17 protein-coding genes are annotated in these 23,474 nt (G+C 45.2%); 6 read left to right on the forward strand and 11 right to left on the reverse strand.

Annotated elements, in window-relative coordinates; translation table 11 throughout:
* The first annotated feature begins 277 nt into the window (after positions 1-277).
* The 6 genes from AC0VYG_RS19110 (at position 278) to AC0VYG_RS19135 (ending at position 10,746) form a co-directional block, all read left to right on the forward strand.
* Positions 278-2,308 carry a methyl-accepting chemotaxis protein gene (locus AC0VYG_RS19110; RefSeq protein ID WP_475429489.1) on the forward strand — a complete coding sequence of 677 codons (2,031 nt, stop codon included), beginning with the start codon at positions 278-280 and terminating at the stop codon, positions 2,306-2,308.
* 261 nt (positions 2,309-2,569) lie between these two features.
* Positions 2,570-4,600 (forward strand): methyl-accepting chemotaxis protein, encoded by a 2,031-nt coding sequence (locus tag AC0VYG_RS19115; protein WP_475429490.1) that lies wholly within the window; start codon positions 2,570-2,572, stop codon positions 4,598-4,600.
* Positions 4,601-4,730: 130 nt separating this feature from the next.
* The gene (locus tag AC0VYG_RS19120) at positions 4,731-6,950 is read left to right on the forward strand and encodes a GNAT family N-acetyltransferase (RefSeq protein ID WP_475429491.1); all 2,220 of its coding nucleotides are present in this window, start codon (positions 4,731-4,733) and stop codon (positions 6,948-6,950) included.
* Between the two features lie 328 nt (positions 6,951-7,278).
* Positions 7,279-8,280 carry a TRAP transporter substrate-binding protein gene (locus AC0VYG_RS19125; RefSeq protein ID WP_475429492.1) on the forward strand — a complete coding sequence of 334 codons (1,002 nt, stop codon included), beginning with the start codon at positions 7,279-7,281 and terminating at the stop codon, positions 8,278-8,280.
* Between the two features lie 156 nt (positions 8,281-8,436).
* A complete protein-coding gene (locus tag AC0VYG_RS19130; RefSeq protein WP_475429493.1) occupies positions 8,437-9,117 on the forward strand; it encodes a TRAP transporter small permease in 681 nt (226 codons plus the stop codon).
* A gap of 15 nt (positions 9,118-9,132) precedes the next feature.
* A complete protein-coding gene (locus AC0VYG_RS19135) occupies positions 9,133-10,746 on the forward strand; it encodes a TRAP transporter large permease (RefSeq protein ID WP_475429494.1) in 1,614 nt (537 codons plus the stop codon).
* Between the two features lie 125 nt (positions 10,747-10,871).
* On the opposite strand, the gene AC0VYG_RS19140 is transcribed toward AC0VYG_RS19135, so the two are convergent.
* From AC0VYG_RS19140 to garD, 11 genes are all read right to left on the reverse strand, one after another.
* Positions 10,872-11,669, reverse strand: a complete 798-nt coding sequence (locus AC0VYG_RS19140) for an NAD-dependent epimerase/dehydratase family protein (protein ID WP_475429495.1) — start codon at positions 11,667-11,669, stop codon at positions 10,872-10,874.
* 75 nt (positions 11,670-11,744) lie between these two features.
* Entirely contained in the window at positions 11,745-13,028 is a 1,284-nt protein-coding gene (locus tag AC0VYG_RS19145; protein ID WP_199477528.1) for a TRAP transporter large permease, read from the reverse strand.
* A gap of 1 nt (position 13,029) precedes the next feature.
* Entirely contained in the window at positions 13,030-13,557 is a 528-nt protein-coding gene (locus tag AC0VYG_RS19150) for a TRAP transporter small permease (RefSeq protein ID WP_475429496.1), read from the reverse strand.
* A gap of 107 nt (positions 13,558-13,664) precedes the next feature.
* Entirely contained in the window at positions 13,665-14,666 is a 1,002-nt protein-coding gene (locus AC0VYG_RS19155) for a TRAP transporter substrate-binding protein (RefSeq protein WP_475429497.1), read from the reverse strand.
* A 190-nt stretch (positions 14,667-14,856) separates the two neighbouring features.
* Complete coding sequence (locus AC0VYG_RS19160; protein WP_475429498.1) at positions 14,857-15,807, reverse strand: 2-hydroxyacid dehydrogenase; 951 nt, start codon at positions 15,805-15,807, stop codon at positions 14,857-14,859.
* 38 nt (positions 15,808-15,845) lie between these two features.
* Positions 15,846-16,787, reverse strand: coding sequence for an AEC family transporter (locus AC0VYG_RS19165; protein WP_475429499.1), 942 nt, complete (start codon positions 16,785-16,787; stop codon positions 15,846-15,848).
* Positions 16,788-16,853: 66 nt separating this feature from the next.
* Positions 16,854-18,443: an aldehyde dehydrogenase (NADP(+)) gene (locus tag AC0VYG_RS19170; protein WP_475429500.1), complete on the reverse strand. Its 1,590-nt coding sequence runs from the start codon at positions 18,441-18,443 to the stop codon at positions 16,854-16,856.
* A 76-nt stretch (positions 18,444-18,519) separates the two neighbouring features.
* Positions 18,520-19,278: a FadR/GntR family transcriptional regulator gene (locus AC0VYG_RS19175; protein WP_475429501.1), complete on the reverse strand. Its 759-nt coding sequence runs from the start codon at positions 19,276-19,278 to the stop codon at positions 18,520-18,522.
* Between the two features lie 94 nt (positions 19,279-19,372).
* A complete protein-coding gene (locus tag AC0VYG_RS19180; RefSeq protein ID WP_475429502.1) occupies positions 19,373-20,698 on the reverse strand; it encodes an enolase C-terminal domain-like protein in 1,326 nt (441 codons plus the stop codon).
* A gap of 123 nt (positions 20,699-20,821) precedes the next feature.
* On the reverse strand, positions 20,822-21,733 hold the full coding sequence (locus AC0VYG_RS19185) for a 5-dehydro-4-deoxyglucarate dehydratase (RefSeq protein WP_475429503.1): 912 nt from the start codon (positions 21,731-21,733) through the stop codon (positions 20,822-20,824).
* A gap of 150 nt (positions 21,734-21,883) precedes the next feature.
* On the reverse strand, positions 21,884-23,452 hold the full coding sequence (garD, locus tag AC0VYG_RS19190; RefSeq protein WP_475429504.1) for a galactarate dehydratase: 1,569 nt from the start codon (positions 23,450-23,452) through the stop codon (positions 21,884-21,886).
* Between the last annotated feature and the right edge of the window lie 22 nt (positions 23,453-23,474).

Genomic DNA, 23,474 nt, shown 5'->3' on the forward strand with positions numbered 1-23,474 from the left:
TAAGATGCTTTTATACTATCGTTCATTTTTTTGACTTAAAACAACAAAAACTTACATTTAGAGATTTTTAAATATGACTGCGTGTGCTTAAATTTTAAAAAATGAATTTAAATCATCTACTTATATAGCATAAAAAGAAACTATCACTTTCTTTTGATTAGATTCAATACGGAAAAAAGAAGTCTCTTTAGAGTATTTTTATACTCAAAATGGCTTTATACGGCAAAAAACCAAACAAAAGTTAACACTTCTATCGCAGTTAAGGATCTTCCAATCTATGTTGTCATTTCTAAAAAAATCCCCCTTGCCGAGGCAACTTGGCATCGCTACATTGCTCTTTGTTACGATCGTTTTTGCCACTTTAGTGTTTATTATTAACGCCCAGCTTAATGAACACATCAGTACCATTGTGACGGATCATGAAAAAAAAGAATTGGAGCTGGTCTGTAAGCAATTAGAAGCAAAATACCATTCTCTAGAAGATCGCCTTCAACGCAATGGCATGCTTTTGGGTACAATGCTTGAAGGAGCAAAGGTAAACTCAAACACGCCTGACACAGTGAATGGCATGGCGATTCCATCGCTGCAATTACATGGTGACACCATCAGTGGTCAAAGCCGTTTCATTCAGCAGTTCGCTCATTCTACCGAATTGGATACAAACCTCCTGATCAAGCAAAACAATCAATTTATTCGAATTGCCAGTTCATCAGCGAATTCTTCCTCTGTAGGTTCTTTATTAAATGAGAGTAATAAGGGCTACCAAGCGCTAGAAGACGGCGGACATTTTATTGGCGTCGACACCGTACATGGTCAACAATATTTTGCCAACTACAACAAGGTTCCAGGACACAGTAATCTATATTACGAACTGCTCATCCCACTTAATAGGATAACAGGGGCATTAGCCAAATCATTAAATACACTGAGATTTGGCAAAAGTGGCTATATTTATGTCACACAAGCAGGCAACCACCCAGGCACATTTGTTCTTCATCCTAACAAACAGATGGTCGGAAAAAATATTTTTACCCTTTTCCCAAGCCTTAAAACGACGTTCTCTAAGATGTATGAAAAAGATCATGGCATCGTTCATTACGACCTAAAAATTCCAGGAGTAACCGCCACTCCCCGCCCTGCTCTGGCTCTGTTTGAAAGAGTCAAAGACTGGAACTGGGTCGTGGTACTAAAAACCTACGACGACGAATATCAAGCCGAAATTCATGCAACCCTATGGATTGTTAGCGCCGCGTCCCTGATTTTTGGCCTTTTACTCATACTATGCCTATGGCTATACATACGCCGCGCACTTAAACCGTTAAAAGAAATATCCAAAGGCCTGCATGAATTAGGAAAAGGCAATTTGGCTTTTCGCTTTCACGATACTTTGATTCCAGATTCCAATAATGAAATCGATTTATTGCGTAATGATACCATTCATATGCGCGATAATTTGATTCGCCTCATTCAAAGAGTCCAGCATTCGAGCATTGAACTCCTCCATTCCAGCCACGAGATTTCAAACGTCAATAAAGCATTAACCAACAGCGCGAATGACAGCCAGGATGTCAGTACTCAAGTGGCTTCTGCTATTGTTCAGATCTCGACAACCATTGAAGATGTCGCACACAATGCAACCGATGTCTCTACCGAATCAGACAACGTCCAAATCATTACGCAAAACGGCAATGAGGCGATGCAACGCGTCGAAGAAACAGTTGGCAAGCTTGCCAATGCGTTTAGTCAAGCTTCAGAAAGCATCGAGGATGTTGAAAAAAGCTCAACCGAAATTGGTAAGGTAGTCTCTGTTATTAATGAGATTGCCGAACAAACCAATTTACTGGCGCTGAATGCGGCCATTGAAGCGGCTCGCGCGGGTGATCAAGGACGAGGCTTTGCCGTCGTCGCTGATGAAGTGAGAGTCTTGGCACAACGCACGCAACAATCCACAGAAGAAATCCGCAAAGTGATTGAGACACTACAACTAAACAGCCGCTCCGCAGTAGAAGAAATGGAACAAGGGAGAAACCAAGTAGATAATAGTGTCAGCCAAGTCCTAGAGACGCGAAATATTTTGTCCCGTATACTGACGTCGATGAAAAAAGTCTCGCTTGGCACAACAAATGTCGCCACATCGACAGAAGAACAAAGTGTTGCCGCCACACAAATTCGTCAAAATACAGAAGCTCTACGCGAAGCCTCAAGCAATACATTAACTCAAGCAGATACCTCACAAGGTCATAGCCAAAATATTCAACACATGGCCACAAACCTTCAAGAAGATCTCCAAGCCTTCATCCTACCATAATGCCACTATTGCCCACTCTATTTACCTAGAGTGGGCAATCCAAACCCACTTGATGATAGATCCTTTCAGGTTAATTCATTTATATGAATTTACTTTATTTAATTAAATAGTATTGCTGTATACAAATCTATCAATATAATAACAAAGAATTACAAAATAAAACAAAGAAACAAAAAATTGCTTGTTTCATAACATCATTGTGAAAACGCTTCTCTTTTAAATGACTCAACTACAATATCCCCTGAATTAAGGATCCATGAGATGCTCGCATTTTTCAAAAAATACCCGCTACCAAGGCAACTCGGTCTAGGGACACTCGCTTTTGTTATTATTATCTTCGTTGCTTTAACTTTTATCATCAACGTACAACTAAAACAGCAAATCAATGACATTGTTATCAGTCATGAAAAAAAAGAAGTCCAGTTGGTCAGCAACCAACTTGAGGGCAAGTATCACTTAATGCAACGCGTTATGATGCGCAACGGTGCTCTTCTTAATGATATGCTGGAACAGGTAACTGTCGACTCGAATACGCCACTGACCATTAACGGTACGCAAACCCCCTCAATCAAGTTAAATAACCAAGTTATTAATGGAAATAGCCGTTTTATTCAACAGTTCGCTACATCGACAGAATCTGACGTAAGTCTGCTGATCAAGCAAGGAGATCAGATCATTCGCGTTGCTAGCTCCATGAACAATGTTTTGGCTGCTGGTAGTGATTTAGGAAACAATACAGAAGGTTACAAAGCCATCCAGGATAATTCCGATTATTTGGGTGTAGATACACTCAATAATGTCTCCTACTTCACTTACTATAAAAAAGTATCGGGGCAGAGCAACCTATATTATGAACTGCTTATTCCTATTCAAAAAATCACGTCACCAATCGCTAATACGCTAAATAAAATGGTGTTTGGCAAAACAGGGTATGTCTATGTCACGGCGGCAGGAAAGCATAAAGGGGACATCATTATTCACCCGAGTAAAGCCTTAGTCGGGCAAAATATGCTAAGCCGTAATCCACAACTCGCGAATACGTTTGAAAAACTGTTTCAACAAAAATCAGGCATCATACACTACTCATTAAAAGTAGAAGGCCAAAACACCTCTGCTCGTTCCGCTATTGCCCTGTTTAAGAGAGTAAAAGGCTGGAACTGGGTCGTGGTATTAAAAACTTATGACGATGAATATCAAGCCGAAATTAATAAAACCTTATGGATTGTCAGTTCGGTGTCTGCTGCATTTGGCCTAGCGCTAGCAATAGTGTTGTGGCTGTTTATTCGTCGTGCACTTTCGCCAATTAAAGAAATTTCTCAAGGATTGCATGAATTAGGAAGAGGCAATTTGGCTTTTCGATTTCATAATAAATTAAGTAAAGACTCCAATAATGAAATCGATTTATTGCGTAATGATACCATTCATATGCGCGATAATTTGATTCGCCTCATTCAAAAAGTCCAGCATTCGAGCATTGAACTCCTCCATTCCAGCCACGAGATTTCAAACGTCAATAAATCACTAACCGACAGCGCGAATTACAGTCAGGATATCAGTACTCAAGTGGCTTCTGCTATTATTCAGATCTCGAAAGCCATAGAAGATGTCGCGCACAATGCGACCGATGTCTCTACCGAATCGGACAACGTCCAAGTCATTACGCAAAACGGCAATGAGGCGATGCAACGCGTCGAAGAAACGGTTGGTAAGCTTGCCAATGCGTTTAGTCAAGCCTCAGAAACCATCGAGGAGGTTGAAAAAAGCTCAACCGAAATTGGTAAGGTAGTCTCTGTTATCAATGAGATAGCCGAACAAACTAATCTACTGGCGCTGAATGCGGCCATTGAAGCGGCGCGTGCAGGTGAGGAAGGACGAGGTTTTGCCGTCGTTGCAGATGAAGTGCGAATCTTGGCACAACGCACACAGCAATCCACAGAAGAAATTCGCAAAGTGATTGAGACACTACAACTAAACAGCCGCTCAGCGGTGAAAGAGATGGAACAAGGGAGAGACCAAGTAGACAATAGTGTCAGCCAAGTCCTAGAGACGCGTAATATTTTGTCCCGTATACTGACGTCGATGAAAAAAGTCTCGCTTGGCACAACAAATGTGGCCACCGCGACAGAAGAACAAAGTGTTGCCGCCACACAAATTCGTCAGAATACAGAAACGCTGCAAGAAGCCTCTGGCAGCACGTTAACACAAGCGGATGCGTCGCAAGATCACAGTAACAACATCCACCAATTGGCTAACGATCTTCAAGAAGATCTCAAAACCTTTAAACTAAAGTAAGATGAGATACTAAGGAAGGTTGTAAAAGACCTTCCTTATGTTCCGTCCACAAAACTGTAGCATTCGATTCTAACCAACGTTGGCTATTGCTCATGGTCACAGTATCATACCGTGACCACAAGGAATGATTATGCCGAATTTAGCCCGTTTACAGCACCGCCATTGCTATCTCTTCACAGGAAATACCACGCAAATTTACGCCGCTTTTTCCTGCGTTTCTAATACACAAGATTCAATCCTCATTTGTACCCACGATGAAGCGATTTATCGCGACCTCAATAAACGACCAAACGCGGATATTCGCTTATTTAAACAAATAAAGAATACCCTTGGACAAACCTATGACGCCATTTTAATCGATATAACATGGGGGATCTCTGCTAGTGTGATCGCCATATTAGCTGGCGCAGTAAGAGGTGATGGAGTATTTGCCATCGGCTTACCGGATGCACCTGAGCATAATTGGCTAAGCCAAGAAGACCAGGAAATGGCCCGCTATCTACCTTGGCCTTATCGCCCTGATCAAATAAAGTCGCACTTTAAACGCTATATCCTCAACCAGCTTATCCATCCACACAGCCCCTTCCAATATATCTGCCCTCAACAGATTGATAGACTTACACCGCCACAAAACCATACAGTGCGCCACCCCCAGCACAAAATCACTCTGACACAAGAACAAGAAATCGCACAAAAGTCTTTATTATCGTCTTCCGACGAGACTCATGTGTTGATAGCTTCACGGGGGCGAGGCAAATCCACCTTACTTGGTGATACCCTAGCCAAGTGGGTAAAAGCGGGTAAGAAAGTCGCCGTTACCGCCGCCACACCAGACGCATTGGTTGCCCTTCGCAAACAATATGATGATCAATTCACCTCATTTAACGTGTCATCTGATAACAAAGAGATGGCACCAGAGATGCCTTTTTATGCACCGGACACCCTGCTATTGATGGAGGACCAATGGGAACATCTGATTATTGATGAAGCCGCTCGTCTTCCCATTCCCGTACTAACCGCTCTGTTGGATAAGTCTAAGCAATGTGTATTTAGCACAACAGATTATGGCTATGAGGGGGCAGGACGAGGCTTTGGTATTCGCTTCTGTCAGACTTTAGAAGCGCCACGCGAAGGAAAATCAACGCCCTTAAAAAGGCTCTCTTTAACCCAACCGATTCGATGGGGGGAAAATGACCCACTCGAAAAATGGGTTAATAACACATTTTTTCTATGTCCACCGTTTGAAGCCCATTCCAATACTTCAGAGCAAAGTGCAACACAGCTCATCAGTACCCGACAAGGACAAGAGTGGCTACAGGAACCTGAGCATCTAAAAGTGACTTTTTCGCTATTAGTAAATGCTCACTATCAAACTTCGCCAGATAATATTAGATGGATGTTGGATGACCCAAGTGTCACCACGTGGTTAGCTCAATCAGACTCCCCCAACAAAGCGGCTAAACCAGCGCAGACAGAGATCCCCACGATAACGACAAATCCTCTGGTAATGAGTAATATGACCATTAACAGTGTGGCAATTATTACCGAAGAAGGTGACCTACCAGACGATCTAAGCCAAGCCGTACTAGAAGGCTCCCGCCGCCCTAGAGGCCACCTCGTTCCTCAGTCGCTAATGGCTCATGAAGGCTTCATCGAAGCGGGACACTATCGCTATTGGCGTATCAGCCGCATTGCCACTCAGCCTAACCAGCAAGGTCAAGGACTAGCGAGCCATTTGCTCAAACAGATCACAGAAGCCGCCCGAAGCAAAGTCGATTTTCTTTGTACCAGCTTTGCCGCTAGCCCTGATATCGTTGCGTTTTGGCAAAAAAATGGCTTTATCAGTGTAAGACTGGGTACGAGCAAAGACAAAGCCAGCGGCAGCTACTCTTTGATGATGGTCAAACCACTCACCTCACTCGCCGAGCAACAAGCCAAACAGTGGTACAGTCTGTTTCTGAAGCGTTTTCAAACGAATTTACTACTCTGCTATCAAGACTTATCCACAGCGCTTATTATCCAGCTTGTTCAATGGCCTCATCAGGTAATCTCCCCTGCTCATGTATTAATAAGCGAACAGGACAAACAGGACCTACATCTGTTTTGTTATGCTCATCGCCCTTTTGATAGTGTTCGAGCGGCCCTTTATAACGCGTTTTTTCAGTTAGCCTACCAAGGTAAACTCAAAGCGCATTCATCATTCGATACTCTGTTGTTTGATGCCATATTAGGTAGAGCGTCGTCGTCTCAGTTGAAAGCAGCCAAACTGACAGGGCGGAAAGCCCTTCATTTGGCTTTGAAACAGACACTCAAACAGGCAATATTTGCCCCGCCTAAGAGCCAGTCCTAGTTAAGACTTGGTCTCTCCTTCTTGATCTGCCAGCCAATCTTTCTTGATCTCTCGCTACGCCTACTTCAATAACAATAAAAATTGGCGGAAATCCACCCATGCCCGTTATTTTATGTGTGAGCTTCCACTCTTAATATCTTCATCAGCCTTTGTATTATTTTGGCCAAAATCCAATTTATTCTATTAAATTCAAATAGTTAGATATAAATACAAAGAATTGGCATGGATTGTGTAAACAGTAAGACAGCAACGATTAAATGTGCTGCACTCGTTTGGCTAAGATCAAACGACAATAAAAATAACTATCTCGTTTTGGAGTTTTAAAATAATGAAAAAAATCAGCCTAGCCTTAACCTCTATTGCCCTTTCTTTTGCCACCAACGCAGCATTGGCTGATTCTTCAGCCTGTGATCCTGGCGAACGCGTTGTAAAATTCAGTCACGTTACGGGGGGAACAACTCACCCTAAAGTGGTGGCTGCGAATAATTTTGCTGCACGTGTTAACAAAGAAATGAATGGCAGACTCTGTGTTGAAGTTTTTCCTAACTCAACATTATTTGGCGACTCAAAAGAATTAGAAGCCTTGCTTTTAGGCGATGTTCAATTGCTTGCTCCTTCTCTTGCTAAGTTTGGCTCTTACACGCCTAAATACGCTGTATTCGACCTACCTTTTATCTTCAAAAACATGGATCAAGCCATCCGCTTTACTAACAGCCCTCAAGGTAAAGATCTGCTCTACGCAATGAAAGATAATGTTGGTTTCGTTGGTCTAGGTTACTGGATGTCTGGTATGAAATACTTCTCTGCCAACAAAAAGCTGATCTTACCAAGCGATGCGAAAGGCTTGAAATTCCGCGTCCAAACCTCTGATGTCGCCAAAGCCATGATCAAAGCCATGGGCGCGTCACCACAAGCGATGGCGTTCTCCGAGGTCTACGGCGCCCTGCAAACTGGTGTTGTGGATGGGCAAGAAAATACATGGTCTAACATTTACACCAAAAAATTCTACGAAGTGCAAGACAGCATCACACAAACCGACCACCAATTGTTGGCTTACTTGTTCATGACGTCTCAAGACTTCCTAGACAGCTTATCCCCAGCGGATCGCAAACAATTCCTGCAAATTGCGGATGAAGTAACACAGGAAGCGAACCAATCTGTGAAAGCGAAAGAAGCTGAAAACCGCGCCAATATTTTAAAAGCCGGCGGCAAAATCAATGTATTGACACCAGAGCAACGTCAAATTTGGGTTGAAACGATGAAACCGGTTTGGAAAAAATTCCAAAACGACATCGGTGAAAATCTAGTTAATGCCGCAGCCAACTCATAATCCCTTTGTTTTATGCAGAATGTTGGCTCTATTGAGCCAACATTAGGGCCTTCTCCTCACAGTTTACCTATCTCTTATCCTTGTATAACGAGGTTCGTCTTGCTGTGTCTGCGTTGTGCTTTTAGATAGACAGGTCCACTTGTTCAGGAGACCACCATGGCATACTACTGGCCACATTTATATTTATTATTTTTTATCATCATCCTTTGGGTGCTGGAAAAATGCTTTCCCAAAGCGATGGAACGCGCTGAAGAAAACCTATTAATCATCGTCATTTCTTCGATTATGGCAGTGTCTTTTGGTCAGGTGATTGCGCGTTACGGATTTAATACTGGCTGGGATGCCGCATTGGAATTCAACACCGTCGCATTTTCATGGTTGATTCTACTGGGTATGAGTTATGGCATTAAAACGGGTATCCATATAGGGGTCGACATTGTACTAAACGCCGTACCTAAACCCATTGCCAAAGCCCTATCTCTGTTTGGCGCGTTTGCGGCCATTATGTACGGCTTAATCCTCCTAGATGCAACTTGGCTATCAATGTTAGGCATCGATGCTCGTGGTGGGGCCATCGAGTATTGGACAAAAATGTTCAAAATCGGCATTGGTACTGAAGAGCTGCGTTACCCGGTCTTTATGCAAGAAATGTTTGACCTAAGACCACGTGTTCAACGCTGGTTAGTGCTTATTATCTTGCCGATCAGTTTAGCCATGCTGTCTTATCGCTCTTTGCAGGCCTTTATCGATATTGCGCGAGGAAAGCGCGACATGTTGATCAGCGGTCACGAGGCGCAAGATCTCGTCAGCGCCAACAAAGACTCTTTAAAAGACTAACGCAGGAGCTTTATTGTGGAATCTATTATTTTATTCGGTCTCGTACTGACCCTGCTGTTTATCGGCCTGCCTGTTGGTATCTCGTTGGGCTTATCGTCCATCTTGTTTATTACCTTTTTCTCCCACGACTCCTTGTCGTCGGTAGCAATTTCTTTATTTGGAGCGGGTCAACATTATACCTTGTTAGCCATCCCGTTTTTCATTCTCGCTTCGTCTTATATGTCAACTGGCGGTGTCGCAAAACGCTTGATTAACTTCGCCATTGCCAGCGTTGGACACTTCCGTGGTGGTTTAGCCATGGCGTCCGTTTTGGCGTGTATGATGTTCGCTGCGTTGTCGGGTTCTTCCCCCGCAACCGTGGTTGCTATCGGTTCCATTGCCATTGTAGGGATGCGCCAAGTCGGTTACTCAAAAGAGTTCGCCTCTGGTATCATCGCTAACGCAGGTACATTGGGCATACTCATCCCTCCTTCTATCGTAATGGTGGTGTACGCAGCCGCAACAGATGTGTCCGTTGGTCGCATGTTCTTGGCAGGGGTCGTTCCCGGCTTATTGGCTGGCGTGATGTTAATGATCGCCATCTACGTGGTTGCCCGCATTAAAAATCTGCCGGCAGAAGAATGGAAAGGCTTTGGTAATCTTATCCGTGGTGGTAAAGAAGCGGGTTGGGGCTTATTTCTTGTCGTTATCATCATGGGCGGTATCTACGGTGGTGTGTTCACACCAACGGAAGCGGCGGTGGTCGCGTCCGTCTACTCAATTTTCATAGCACTCTTTGTCTATCGAGATATGGGGCCCCTAAAAGGCCAAACCTGGACAAATGATAATGACGCGCCTCATGCCCGTGTTGGTTTTAACGGCACAGTGTATGGTGTGTCTTTCTTCCTTGTCTGGGAAATATTGTCCTTCTTCGCCTTTGCGGACAGCAAAACCGTGACCGGTGGTGACCGCGCTCTTTGGGGTGCTGTCTTCTCTTTGTTACTCGCGATCTTCTATGTCTACAAGCGCTCTTCTCATCTGAAGGAGTCTATCGCAACCTGTTTGTTTGCTGGCTTGCCTATTTGGGGGCGTAATCTTTCATTGATGCTACGAGGCTTTTTCCCTGCACTGTTTGGTGAAGAGTCTCGCAAGGTAATGCTGGAAGGCACCAAAACCACCATCATGCTGATGTTTATCATCGCCAATGCCCTGTTGTTTGCTCATACCTTATCAGCAGAGCGTATTCCGCAAATGATCACGGAATGGATGTTAGGCGTTGGCTTTAACTGGTTTACCTTCTTGATTGCGGTGAACATTCTCCTGCTCATTGGCGGACAGTTTATGGAGCCATCTGGCTTGCTGGTCATTGTCGCCCCAGTTGTCTTCCCAATCGCGATGAAGCTCGGAGTGGATCCTATTCACCTTGGTATCATCATGGTTGTTAACATGGAAATCGGTATGATCACACCACCCATCGGACTAAACCTCTTTGTGACCTCAGGCATCACAGGCATGAGTTTAGCCCGCGTCGTAAAAGCCGCTACACCTTTTATGTTGGTATTAATGGTGTTCTTGATTCTGGTAACCTACATCCCAGAGCTTTCCACCGCTTTACCTTATAGCGTCATGGGACCAGAGCTAGTGAAATAATAAAACAGTTTTAATGCATTAAAAAAACGCCCAAATCGGGCGTTTTTTTTGTTCTTAACTCCATACAATGAAAATGCTAGAACATCGTGAAGTCAGCGCGAGAGGTAAAAGCCAACAAGCCAGTTTTAGTCGTCTTCGAAATGACCCGCTTTGGCAAATGGACCACCTTGGAAGCGCACCGCCGGATCGTTCGAATCGATAACCTCTTCTTGTAGATAAGCTTCCTGTTCAAACACCTCTGAAGAGTCTTTTGGCGTCCACCCTAGAAATTTTGCATGCTTGTTGTCCCACCAAGTACTTGGGTTATCGGATACACCATACACAACGGTACAACCAAGGCGATCAGCGGCGTATACCTTTTTAATCAAATCCGCTAAATCTCCCTCACTCAACCAAGTCGACAACATACGACGATTCAAAGGCTTTGGAAAGCATGAGCCGATACGTACCAAAGCCGATTCTATCGCAAATTTATCAAAGTAATATTGCGCTAATAACTCACCAAAGCCTTTCGAAACTCCATATAGACTGTCTGGTCTCATCTCGCTTTGCGCATCCAGCAACGTCTCCCTGTCATGGAAGCCAATGACATGATTGGAGCTGGCAAAGAAAATGCGCTTAATACCATGTTTACGCGCCGCTTCGTAAAGGTTGTAGGCGCCTTTAATATTGCCATTGAGAATATTATCGAACGTATTTTCCGTGGACACACCACCAAAGTGTACAATCCCGTCACAGCCTTCGACCAACGCCATCACACTGTCATAATCAGCAAGGTCGCATTGCACAAAGGTTTCACCTGCCCCCAACTCGGTGATTGGATTTACATCCGACAACACAAACTCATTTGCCCAACCCGCCAGTTTGCTACGCATAGCTGTCCCTAAATTTCCGGCAGCGCCTGTTATTAAAACACGTTTCATAGATGACTCCTTAAAGCAAAATTCATCTAAAAAGGAGCGTGAAAATAGACAGCTCCCTCTCGTAAAAATGTAAAGTTAACTGGTGATCCAATTAGGTAAGGCCAACGACACAGAAGGAATAAAAGTCACCAACAGCAGAGCAACCAGAATGGCAATATAGAAAGGCCAAATCGTTTTCACGGCTCGTTGAATAGGCACTTGTCCAATAGCGCAACCAACAAATAAGCATCCCCCAACAGGTGGCGTACATAACCCTAACCCTAAGTTCATCATTAGCATGACACCAAATTGAATCGGATCCATCCCCAAGCCTGTTGCCACAGGCAAAAAGATCGGCGTACAAATCAGAATTAAGGCCGCCATGTCCATAATCATGCCCAATATCAGCAAGATCAGATTCATTAATAGCAAAATAACAACAGGGTTACTGGAGACGGATGTTAGTGCATGAGCCAATACTTTGGGGACTTCATATAAGGCCAGCATGTAACCAAATGCCCCAGCACAACCAACCAATACCATCACCATACCAGTGGTTCTAACAGAACGCACCACGGCCACCCAAAAGTCTTTTAAGCTCAGAGAACGGTAGACTAATCCAGTAATGACAATGGCATAAATCGCCCCAATAGCCCCAGATTCAGTTACCGTGAAAATGCCGGACAAAGAGCCCCCCACGACAATAATCGCGGTGACTAACCCCGGAAAAGAAGCCAAGAAGGAGATAAAAATCACTTTCCAACCAGCAAACTCTTCCGTTGGGAAGTTCTTCCTAATTGAAATCCAACGTGCGGCATAGCCTAACAACAAACACATTAACACCCCAGGTACCACACCCGCCATGAACAGACTGGCCACCGAAATCCCACCACCTGCAGCGACCACATATAAGATCATGTTATGGCTGGGAGGAATCAAAATACCCGCAATGGAGGACGTCACCGTCACGTTCACCGCGTAATCGTCGTCGTAGCCTTTTTCTTTCATCACTGGAATCAACAAGGACCCCAACGCCGAGGTATCCGCCACCGCAGAGCCAGAGATACCACCAAACAGCATGCTAGCGAACACGTTAACCTGGCCTAAGCCGCCACGCATCCATCCTACACTGGCGGATGCCAGACGAATCAGTCGTGCAGCAATACCCCCATGCAACATCAACTCACCAGCAAAAATAAAAAAGGGAATCGCTAACAAAGAGAAAGATGACATACCAGAGATAATTCGCTGAAAGCCAATCATCATTGGAATACCTTCATACCAAAAGGCTCCTAGGGCCGCCATGCCTAACGCAAAAGCAACGGGTACGCCAATAATTGTTAAGAGGCCAAATCCTCCCAATAATAATGCTAAGCCCATATTATTGGCCTCCACTAACAATAGCCGATTGACTAACAAACAATTTTTGAATGCCAACCAAGATACGGTATAAAGAAAAGACAAAGATAAGGCCGCCCGCTACCATAACAGGGGCATAACGAAGGCCATCGGGAATACCTAATAAGGGAATTAATCGGTACCAACCAAACGTCATCAATTCTTGGCAATAATACAGCATGGCCGCACCGAACACGGCAAGGCAGGTATCGATCAGTATATCAATCACACGATTGGCCTTTTCTGGCAACAGTAAAGAGACCATATCAACACTAAGATGCGTTCTTTCATGGATCCCAACGGCAGCCCCCAAAAAGGTAATGGTAATGATCAATAGCATGGCCATTTGTTCCACCCAAGTCGGCGTGTTGTTTAATACGTATCGACCATAGACAAGCCACCCAAACGACACCACCAGTACAATCATACATAGGCCAGAGATCGTCATGGCTAAAAAAGCAAGTGCGTCCAAAAAACGCTTAACAAAAGAGGCCTTAATTGAAGCAGTCATCACATTACTCTTCTACAAAATCAATGATCACCACTGACCGGTAAAAGACAGTGGCACCCGACATTGAGAAGCCTTTACCAGCGATACCGAGTAAAGGCTTCAATAGCTTAAGGTGTTTCTTGAATTTGTTTGATTAGAGGAATGAGAGCGGGGGTGGCTTTTTCTGCTTCAGCATAGACAGGCTTCATCTTCGCCCGGAAAGCGGCTTTGTCTTTTATCTCATTGACAATCACACCCGCCTTAAGCAATTTGGCACGGCTTTCCTGTACCCGCTCTGCCCACAATTTGCGTTCGAGCACAGCACTGTCTTGGGCAGCTTTCCTCACCGCCTTTTGATCCGCTGGCGACAAGCTATTCCACGCGGCTTTGCTCACGGCCAATACTTCTGGAAGAATCAGATGCTGCGTTAACGAGTAATATTTAGCCACTTCATAGTGATTGCTCGAATCATAAGAAGGCCAGTTATTTTCTGCGCCATCTACAACACCCGTTTTCAAGGCCTGATAGACTTCGGAGTACGCCATGGGTGTCGCGTTCCCCCCCAACTCTTTGACCATGTCGACATACAATTCGTTGTTCATGACACGGAATTTCATGCCCTTCATATCGGCAGGCTTCGTGATCGGATGTTTAGTGTTGTAAAAAGAACGGGAGCCGGAGTCATACCATGCCAAGGCAATAATCCCTTGTTTTGCCATGGCTTTCGCCAACTCTTTCCCTACTGGGCCATCCATTACACGATACATGTGGGACTCATTTTTGAAAATAAAAGGCAATGACACCACATTGACTTCTGGCACCATGGTACCAATTGGCCCAAGGTTAAACTCCGCAAATTGAATGCCGTTTACTTGCAGCATTTGGATCGCATCATTTTGATCCCCCAAGATGCCACCGTTATATACACGCCCAGAAACGCGTCCGTCCGTCGCCTTCTCAACATGCTTCATAAAAGATTCAATCCCCACCGTGACGGGATAACCTGCCGGGTGAATATTCCAACCTTTCCAATCAGCATGAGCTAATGGCGCCAAGGTAAAAGTCGCGGCAATGGAGCCAGTTAACACCAATGCTGAAGCCAGTTTTTTAATGGAACATTTTTTTATCATTATTTTAATCCCCTAATATGTCGTTGATAACGAGCTTATCCAAAAAGCGAGTTGGTCATACAAGCACAGACCTTTTTAACACAAAAGTAATTCATCATACAACATTCATCATATGTTTATTTTACTAAAAAGGTGATACCAATCCTCACACCTCTAGAACAATAGAAGTAACAACGAAAAATAGCTAAATTTAACCGACGGGGGTTAACAGTGGTTTTTGACTAAAATGGGCCGCCAAATTGTCTACCACCAGCTGCGCCATCGCCGCTCGGGTTTCATGGGTACCACTCGCGCAATGGGGCTGTAGAACCACATTGTCTAACGTGAATAAGGCTTCTGGCACGTTTGGCTCATCAACAAAGACGTCTAATCCCGCCCCTTTAATTCCACCGGCTTCGAGAAGCGCGACCAAAGCCTGCTCATCGACCACCGAACCACGAGCAATATTGATAAAATAACCCTGCTCACCTAGCGCCTCTAGCACTTCTCGGGTAATCATACCTTGTGTTTCGGAACCACCAGGAACGGCGGCGACCAAAATATCCACATTGTTCGCCATCTCCTTTAGATTTGAAAAATAGGGGTACCTCACATCGGCTTGCGGACGCCGGCCAAAGTAACTAATCTCCATGCCAAAGCTTTCTGCTCGTTTCGCAATGGCTTTACCAATTCGTCCAAGACCGATAATCCCCATACGTTTGCCTTCGATCCTAGTATTAAGCTGGATCGGACCATCTTGTTGCCATTTCCCTTGACGAACCCAGTCCATACCTGGCACCAGACGGCGTACCGTAGCAAGCGTTAACATCAAGGCCATATCGGCAACATCATTGGTCAAGACATCCGGCGTATTAGTTACTGCCACACCTCGCTTGATACACTCTTCAACACAAATAGAATCAAAACCAACACTGCCACAGGCAACGATTTCGAGTTTAGGAAGCTGGTCCAACAACGACTCAGAAAAGCCACCGCCTCCCGTTGTTATAACCGCACGAATGTCTTCTCCATGGGCTTTGATGATCTGCTGTTTACCAGCTTGATCCGCTAAGTCATAACGATGTAATTGATAACGTTCTGCTAGCACGGCCATTTGAGTTGGGTAGCCAGGTGCGACAACCAATACTTCTATTTTCCCCATAGTAACCTCCTGTTTCGTTCAGCCATAAAAGTACGATGTTAACCGCCAGTCATGGCAATAATCATAGGGATACAAACCACGATCACCACTGACGAAAAGACGGTAGAGGTGGCAATCGCATTGGCGGTCGACTTGCCATCATCGCCTTTTGCCACCGCCGTCACATAAGCGGATGCCGCCGTTGGCGCGGCCAAAAAGACAAACAAAAACAGTAACTCTTTTTGCGAAAAACCAAAGAGAAAAGCCACCAAGGTAAACAACGCTGGACTAATGATCACCTTACAGGCTAAAGCAATCGGAAAACGTTTTGGTAACGCCCAGCCACTGGTCACCAGTGCGCCCCCAATACAAATTAGGGCCAAAGGCAAAGAAAGGTTCCCCACTAAATGTGCCGTTTTGAGAACAAATAAAGGCAGTTTTAAATCCATAAGATTCGCAACCGTTCCCAAGACAATGGAGAGAATCAGCGGGTTCTTTACTAAACTTTTCAACAATGACACCAGATGCAAATGCCCTTTGCTATAGCGCGTCAAAATCACTTCTGCCAGCACATTAAACAGCAGAATACTCAGACCCGCCATAATACCACCTATCGCCACACCCTCTTGGCCAAACATATTCACAACAAGAGCGAGACTAAAAATGCCACAATTACCACGAAAGGCAATTTGCACAAATACCCCTCGCTGTCTAGAAGGCAAATCAAGCCTTACCGCGAGAAACCAAGCAAATAAAAAGGTCAGAATGATCGACGAGGCAAAATAAAGGGCAAAATCCAAACTGATCAAGCCGCTTAAATTATTCGACAACATGCCTAAAAACAGCAAGGTCGGCATCGCCACTTTAAAAACAAAACGTGAGCTAATGAGAATAAAATCATCGTTTAATAAACGAATCCGCCGCAAAAAAGCACCGACAGCAATCATTAATAAAACAGGGGCCGCCACCTCTAAAATAACGCCTTTGGTCTCTAGTAACATATTTCTCTCAATAAAGGGCATGCATTTCAATGCATGCCCTATCAGCTCGTTGTAAAAACCGTTACTTTACACGATGAGCTTACCATCGACTAGCTGAGGAATAGACATAGGGTTACTGTTTTTAATCGCACAAGGAAGCAAAGCTTCTGGGAAATCTTGGTAACAAACAGGGCGCAAGAAGCGGTCTATCGCAGCGCTGCCCACCGACGTTGAACGACTGTCAGAGGTAGCAGGGAATGGGCCACCATGCACCATGGCTTGACATACTTCCACCCCCGTCGGGTAGCCATTACACAACAAACGACCCGCTTTGCGCTCAAACACTGGCAACAAAGTACGCACCGCTTCCACATCCTCATCATTCATCTGAATAGTGATCGTCAACTGGCCTTCCACATGCTCCGCAACGGCTTTGTATTCTTCTAAGCTACGGCATTTTATAATCAAAGAAGTCGACCCGAATACTTCATCTTCCATTCCCTGATCAGCAAGAAAAGCGCTCGCTTCCGTCACAAACACATGGGCTTGGCACTGGTTTGGCGTATCGGCTTGCTGTCCTTTCGCCACTAATGTCACCTTATTATTTGCTTCAAGGGCAGCAACACCGGCACAGTAAGCATCGTAAATCCCCCCCGTTAACATCGTTTGACTGTTCAATGCACGGGTATCTGCGGCGACTTGTGCTAAAAAGTCGTCAAAACCGTCACTTTCTAACGCAACCACCAAACCAGGATTAGTACAGAACTGCCCTGCCCCCATGGTCAATGAGGCAACAAAACCGGAGGCCACATTTTTCGCCTGGGTCGCCAATTTACTTGGCATCACAAAAACCGGATTAATACTGCTCATTTCCGCGTAAACCGGAATCGGTTCAGGACGACGTTGAGCAATATTGACCAGCGCCAGTCCCCCTTTGCGTGAGCCAGTAAAACCAACAGCTTTAATATGAGGATGAGCCACAAGCTCACCAGCTATTTGGTTATCTGAAACAAACAGTAAAGAGAAAACGCCTGCTGGCATAGCCGATTTTTCCACAGCGCTTTGGATCGCACGACCGATCAGCTCCGATGTCCCAGGATGAGCCGGATGGGCTTTCGCTACCACAGGGCAACCCGCCGCCAGTGCTGACGCGGTATCGCCACCCGCCACGGAAAAAGCCAATGGAAAATTACTGGCACCAAATACGGCAACAGGGCCTAAGGGAATTTTTTGCAAACGTAAATCAGCACGAGGAAGCGGCGTGCGATCCGGCATCGCAGGATCAATGCGAGCGTCGCTGAATCCTCCCATGCGAATGACCGAAGCAAACAAACGAAGCTGCCCCATTGTACGACCGCGCTCCCCTTCAATACGAGCCTTTGGCAGTCCGCTCTCGGCAACAGCGCGCTCAATTAAGGCATCCCCTAGGGCAGAAATCTCATCCGCAATACATTCTAAAAAGCTCGCTCTTTTTTCAATGTCCAAAGCACGATATAGGTCGAAGGCTTGCCAAGCCGCATCAACCGCTTGATCCACATGCGCTTTGCTACACCCTAAATAACCAGGCTCAAGAACCTCATTAGTCGCTGGATTAATGCCATGGACTGCCTTGTCCGAGCCTAATACTGCTTGGCCTGCGATGAGTGATGTTCCCTTAAGAATGGTATTGCTTTGCATGCTCTTCCCCTAGTTTTTGTTATGAAAACACTAATACCTAGTTGCTACGCCTCGATTAAAGTGAGTCAGGCCTACACTAATCGAATTTATTGTTGTCCTGGTATCGCTGATACAAATGGTAAGCACGATACAAATGATTGTGCATGGCTTGCTTGGCCCCTTCTGCATCTTTGTTTTTAATACAGTTAAGTATCTCAAGATGCTCTGAGCGCACACGCTGTAAATAGCTGTCCGTTGCGACCTGTTTTAAATCACTGTTTACTAAATTCGCTCTCGGTATCACGTTCTTATTAAACTGCTCATAAAATTGCTTTAAAAACGGGTTGCGTGTTGCGGTACAAATGGCCAAATGAAATTCATAGTCTTCCTTGCGAGCCAGTTCACCACGACTTAGTGCCTCATCAAACGCTTGAAAATGGGCTTCTAACAGTGCCACTTCTTCCTCTGTACGACGCAATGCCGCCAGCTCACACGCCGTGGTTTCCACGCTAATACGCATTTCCAAAATGTGCAAAATATCATCGATGGCAGTTGGATCAATTTGATAGGCAAACAGGGTTTCTGCGGCTTGCGTTCTCAATACACTGGTTCCAACACCACGTTTAGTCTCCACTAAGCCTAACGACTTTAACTGTGTAATCGCTTCACGAATGACCGTTCGACTCACCCCAAACAAATCACACAATTCATTTTCTGTCGGCAGCTTATCTCCTACGGCTATGGCACCCGCAGCAATTTGTTGCTCCAGTTGTTTTGCCACATTACTGGCTAAGCTATCGCTTTTGCCTACCCGTTCAATTTGAAATCGATTTGCCAATTTGCCCTCGCTATTCATGATAAACATGCATCTTTGTCTGAAAATAAGAACATTACCCTAGGGTTCCAGCTCCCACAAGCAAAGGTTTTTATCTGTACGCATTACCCATCAATCATCGAACCAATGCCGGTTTTTTAGGATCAAATGTCCAACCTGGGATCAAAAACTGCATCGCTAAACTGTCATCACGCTGTCCCAATGTGAGCGTTTTGTACAATTCATGGGCTTGTATTAAGTTATCGCGATCCAGTTCGATGCCAAGACCCGCTTTTGTCGGTACCTTGATTTTGCCAGCGCGAATCTTAAGCGGCTCTTTGGTGAGACGTTGCCCATCTTGCCAAATCCAATGGGTATCAATGGCGGTCACGTCACCAGGACAAGCCGCTGCCACATGGGTCATCATTGCCAAAGAAATATCAAAGTGATTATTACTGTGTGAGCCCCAGGTCATGCCCCATTCGTTACACAACTCTCCAACCGCAACCGCCCCTTGCATAGTCCAAAAATGGCAATCCGCTAAAGGAATATCGACCGAGTCCAAACGCACAGCGTTCTTTAATTGCTGCCAGTCGGTGGCAATCATATTGGTGGCGGTTTTCAATCCGGTACGACGCTTAAATTCAGCCATGGTTTCTCGACCAGACCAGGCCCCCTCTTGCCCACAAGGGTCTTCAGCGTAACTCAGCATGTGTTTCACTGGTGTTAAATAGTCTATCGCTTGCTGAAGAGTCCAAGCTCCGTTGGGATCAAGTGTCAGGCGGGCATCAGGAAAAGCCTCATACAAAGCAGCAATACATTCTGCTTCTTTATGCCCATCCAGCACCCCACCTTTTAATTTAAAATCTTTAAAGCCATAACGGGCATAAGCCGCTTTTGCTAAGTTAACAATCGCCTCTGGCGTAGTGGCTTCCTTACCGCGAACCACATCCCAATCGTCCACAGGGTGATCGTAGGCAGGGTAAGGTAAATCGGTTTTTGTGCGATCTCCTAGAAAGAATAAATACCCCAGTGCTTCTATGTCGTCACGCTGTTTACCATACTGGCCAAGCAAATCGACAACAGGCAATCCCATATTTTGCCCCGCCAAATCCAACAGTGCCGATTCAACTGCAGTAATCACATGGACCGCAGTGCGCAAATCAAACGTTTGATTACCACGCACATCGTCAGATTGGCCTGATATGGCATGACGAACCTGACTAATAATCGACTTCCATTTTCCAACGTTCTGGCCTTCAACAATGGCACGACACTGCTCTAGTGTGTTGATAATTTTATCGGTTGCTGGAACTTCACCCAGACCGATATTGCCATCATTATCCTCTAAGACAACAACCGTACGGATAAACCAAGGAGCATGGCCTCCGCTTAAATTTAATAGAAAACTATCGTAACCGGCGACAGGAACAACCTGCATTTTTTTTATTGTTGTAAACATAATACGGGCCTACTTTGTCCATAGAGGCCTTTTAACGCTGTATTGTCACCCACAGCCGTTGCGAAAAGGTCTCTCATAAAAAAAAGAGAAGGCTGGCACAAAACCCCAACCTCCTTAAGGGAGTTAGCTGTTTTTCTTAATAAGCGCTTCTAGTTGGGCATACTCCGCCGCATTGGGCATCGTCAAAGGCGCACGCACAGCTCCTGCTGACTGACCAGTGATGGTCGCCCCTGCTTTGATCAAGCTCACCGCGTAACCTTTTTTCGTATCTCGCAAGCGACAAAAAGGGATGAAAAAGTCTTTAATGATGGCGGTAACCGTATTTTTCTCACCAGCACGCAATGCTTTGTAAAACTTATTGGCCATCTCCGGCATAAAGTTAAACACCGCAGAGGAATAGGTATTCACACCAATAGACAAGTAAGCTTCAGCGAAAATTTCCGCCGTTGGTACACCGCCGATGTAAACCAAACGATCACCAACGGTTTTAATGGTGTCATTCAACGCGGCAATATTGCCCACACCATCTTTCAAAGACACCATATTCGGGTTACGAGCCGCGAGCTCTTTTACACGCTCAGCGGACAAACTGCCATTGGCACGATTGTAGTAGATAAAATGGATGTTGCTTGATGCCATTACCTGACTAGCATACTCCACAATACCATCTTCAGGACATTCCGTCAGAAATGGCGGCATCAACAAAATACCATCACAACCGGCTTCATCAGCAATGCTAACGAATTTCTTAGCGTCTGACACGCTGCGTCCTGCAGAGGCAATAACTGGCACACGGCCTTTTACTGTCGCAACAGATAACTCAACAATTTGGCGATAATCTTCTTCATCAAGTGAAAAAAACTCACCCGTTCCACCCGCAACAAAAATAGCAGACACACCATGCTCAATAAACGACTCTAAGCGCAGGCGGAATGTTTCAGCGTTAAATTTACCATTGGCATCAAAATCCGTTACAGGAAACGACAACAGCCCATCACTCAACGCCGATCTCATTTGTTCTACAGAAAAAGCCATGCTTTTTTCCTCATTATTTATATCGTTGAAAGTAAAGCCTTAAAAAGGCTATTTAAATGATTTAGGAGGTAGTAATTTAACCTATATAATGTATTACATCATACAACAAAGATGACAAATGGCAACCTCTATATCGACTCGCTGTGATCATCAAGTCACCGGTGCTGGATTAAATAACACCAAATCGTTATGTAACCCCAAACGGTCAGCCGCTACTTGCTTACGGCCACTGGCCACGTCAATAATCAAATGAAATAGCTCCCAACCCGCTTCTTCTAAAGTAATCTCTTTGGTGGCAACACGACCGGCGTCTAGATCGATCAGATCATGCCAACGATGACCTAGATTACTGTTGGTTGAGACTTTAATGACTGGCACCACCTCAAGTCCATAAGGTGTGCCACGACCCGTGGTAAACACATGCAAGTTCATCCCGGAAGCAAACTGTAAGGTGCCACAAATAAAATCGCTTGCAGGGGTTGCCGCAAAGTTAAGACCGCGCTTACGAATACGTTCGCCGGGACTTAACACATCAACAATTGGACTGTTGCCAGATTTCGTAATCGACCCAAGGGACTTTTCGACGATATTATTTAACCCCCCTTTTTTATTGCCGGGTGTGGTATTGGCACTGCGATCCGCTTGACCCAAGCTCAAATAATCGTCGTACCACTGCATTTCACGCAGCAAGGCTTTGGCTACCTCTACGCTTTGGGCTCGCGGCGTTAGCAAATGAATCGCGTCACGCACTTCAGTGACTTCAGAAAACATCACAGAACCACCAGCGCGAATAATCAGATCAGAGGCATACCCTACAGCGGGATTGGCGGTAATACCTGAAAAAGCATCGCTGCCACCACATTGCACACCCACAACCAATTCGGACAAAGGACAGGGTTCGCGACGACGTCGGTTCAAACGCTCAAGGTGAGACTCCGCCATTGTCATAATGCTATCAACCATGTCTTGAAAACCGTGATGCGCTTCGTCTTGCAGGCTAACCACATTGTCTTTTAACCATTGAGCCGCATCAGAATTCGGCAAAATATTCACCGCTTGCGCATCGTCGATATCAAGTAAACGATGAGGTTGGAGTTTTTCACACCCCAAACCAATGACCATCACCTCACCACCAAAATTGGGATTTTTCGCCATGTTTTGTAAGGTACGAATTGGCACAATCGCCGCAGGAGCATTGATGGCCACGCCACAACCATAACTATGATTGAGAGCGACCACCCCATCGACGTTCGGATATTTTGGTAACAAATTATGCTTAATGAGCTTTACTAGGTATTCTGTTACACCAGAAACACACTGCACACTCGTGCTGATACCGAGCAAATTTTTTGTTCCCGCAGAACCGTCTGGATTTCTATAACCATCAAAGGTATAGCCTTCTAGGGGGGCAATGTCTGGCTTAGCGCGCGTCGCCAATGGCAGCTCATCCAACTTAGGTGGCGTAGGCATAATCATTAACGCTTCCGACACCCAACGCCCGACTGCCAATGGCTCCTTTGCGTACCCAATCACTTCGTTGTAACGAATGATGTCTTGCCCCTGCCCAATCGCTGTTAGCGTCACTTTATGACCCTGTGGCACTGCTTCTTTTAATACAATACCAGCTTCTAACTCTGCTCCCGCCGGGGCCCCACCTTGATTAACAATAATCGCCACATTATCGTTAGCGTGGATTTTGATTAGCACATATTCATTCATACCTGCCCTCAACTGCATTCAA

The organism is Marinomonas sp. 63XJN7_7_ISO-PGPR-S23-202 (genome assembly GCF_056173505.1).

Bases quoted from the DNA above. Each gene is read 5' to 3' on its own strand.
- garD (WP_475429504.1), bottom strand. From the start codon at position 23,452: ATGAATGAATATGTGCTAATCAAAATCCACGCTAACGATAATGTGGCG.
- AC0VYG_RS19115 (WP_475429490.1), top strand. From the start codon at position 2,570: ATGCTCGCATTTTTCAAAAAATACCCGCTACCAAGGCAACTCGGTCTA.
- AC0VYG_RS19140 (WP_475429495.1), bottom strand. From the start codon at position 11,669: ATGAAACGTGTTTTAATAACAGGCGCTGCCGGAAATTTAGGGACAGCT.
- AC0VYG_RS19120 (WP_475429491.1), top strand. From the start codon at position 4,731: ATGCCGAATTTAGCCCGTTTACAGCACCGCCATTGCTATCTCTTCACA.
- AC0VYG_RS19125 (WP_475429492.1), top strand. From the start codon at position 7,279: ATGAAAAAAATCAGCCTAGCCTTAACCTCTATTGCCCTTTCTTTTGCC.
- AC0VYG_RS19165 (WP_475429499.1), bottom strand. From the start codon at position 16,787: ATGTTACTAGAGACCAAAGGCGTTATTTTAGAGGTGGCGGCCCCTGTT.
- AC0VYG_RS19155 (WP_475429497.1), bottom strand. From the start codon at position 14,666: ATGATAAAAAAATGTTCCATTAAAAAACTGGCTTCAGCATTGGTGTTA.
- AC0VYG_RS19175 (WP_475429501.1), bottom strand. From the start codon at position 19,278: ATGAATAGCGAGGGCAAATTGGCAAATCGATTTCAAATTGAACGGGTA.
- AC0VYG_RS19145 (WP_199477528.1), bottom strand. From the start codon at position 13,028: ATGGGCTTAGCATTATTATTGGGAGGATTTGGCCTCTTAACAATTATT.
- AC0VYG_RS19185 (WP_475429503.1), bottom strand. From the start codon at position 21,733: ATGGCTTTTTCTGTAGAACAAATGAGATCGGCGTTGAGTGATGGGCTG.
- AC0VYG_RS19110 (WP_475429489.1), top strand. From the start codon at position 278: ATGTTGTCATTTCTAAAAAAATCCCCCTTGCCGAGGCAACTTGGCATC.
- AC0VYG_RS19160 (WP_475429498.1), bottom strand. From the start codon at position 15,807: ATGGGGAAAATAGAAGTATTGGTTGTCGCACCTGGCTACCCAACTCAA.
- AC0VYG_RS19170 (WP_475429500.1), bottom strand. From the start codon at position 18,443: ATGCAAAGCAATACCATTCTTAAGGGAACATCACTCATCGCAGGCCAA.
- AC0VYG_RS19150 (WP_475429496.1), bottom strand. From the start codon at position 13,557: ATGACTGCTTCAATTAAGGCCTCTTTTGTTAAGCGTTTTTTGGACGCA.
- AC0VYG_RS19180 (WP_475429502.1), bottom strand. From the start codon at position 20,698: ATGTTTACAACAATAAAAAAAATGCAGGTTGTTCCTGTCGCCGGTTAC.
- AC0VYG_RS19130 (WP_475429493.1), top strand. From the start codon at position 8,437: ATGGCATACTACTGGCCACATTTATATTTATTATTTTTTATCATCATC.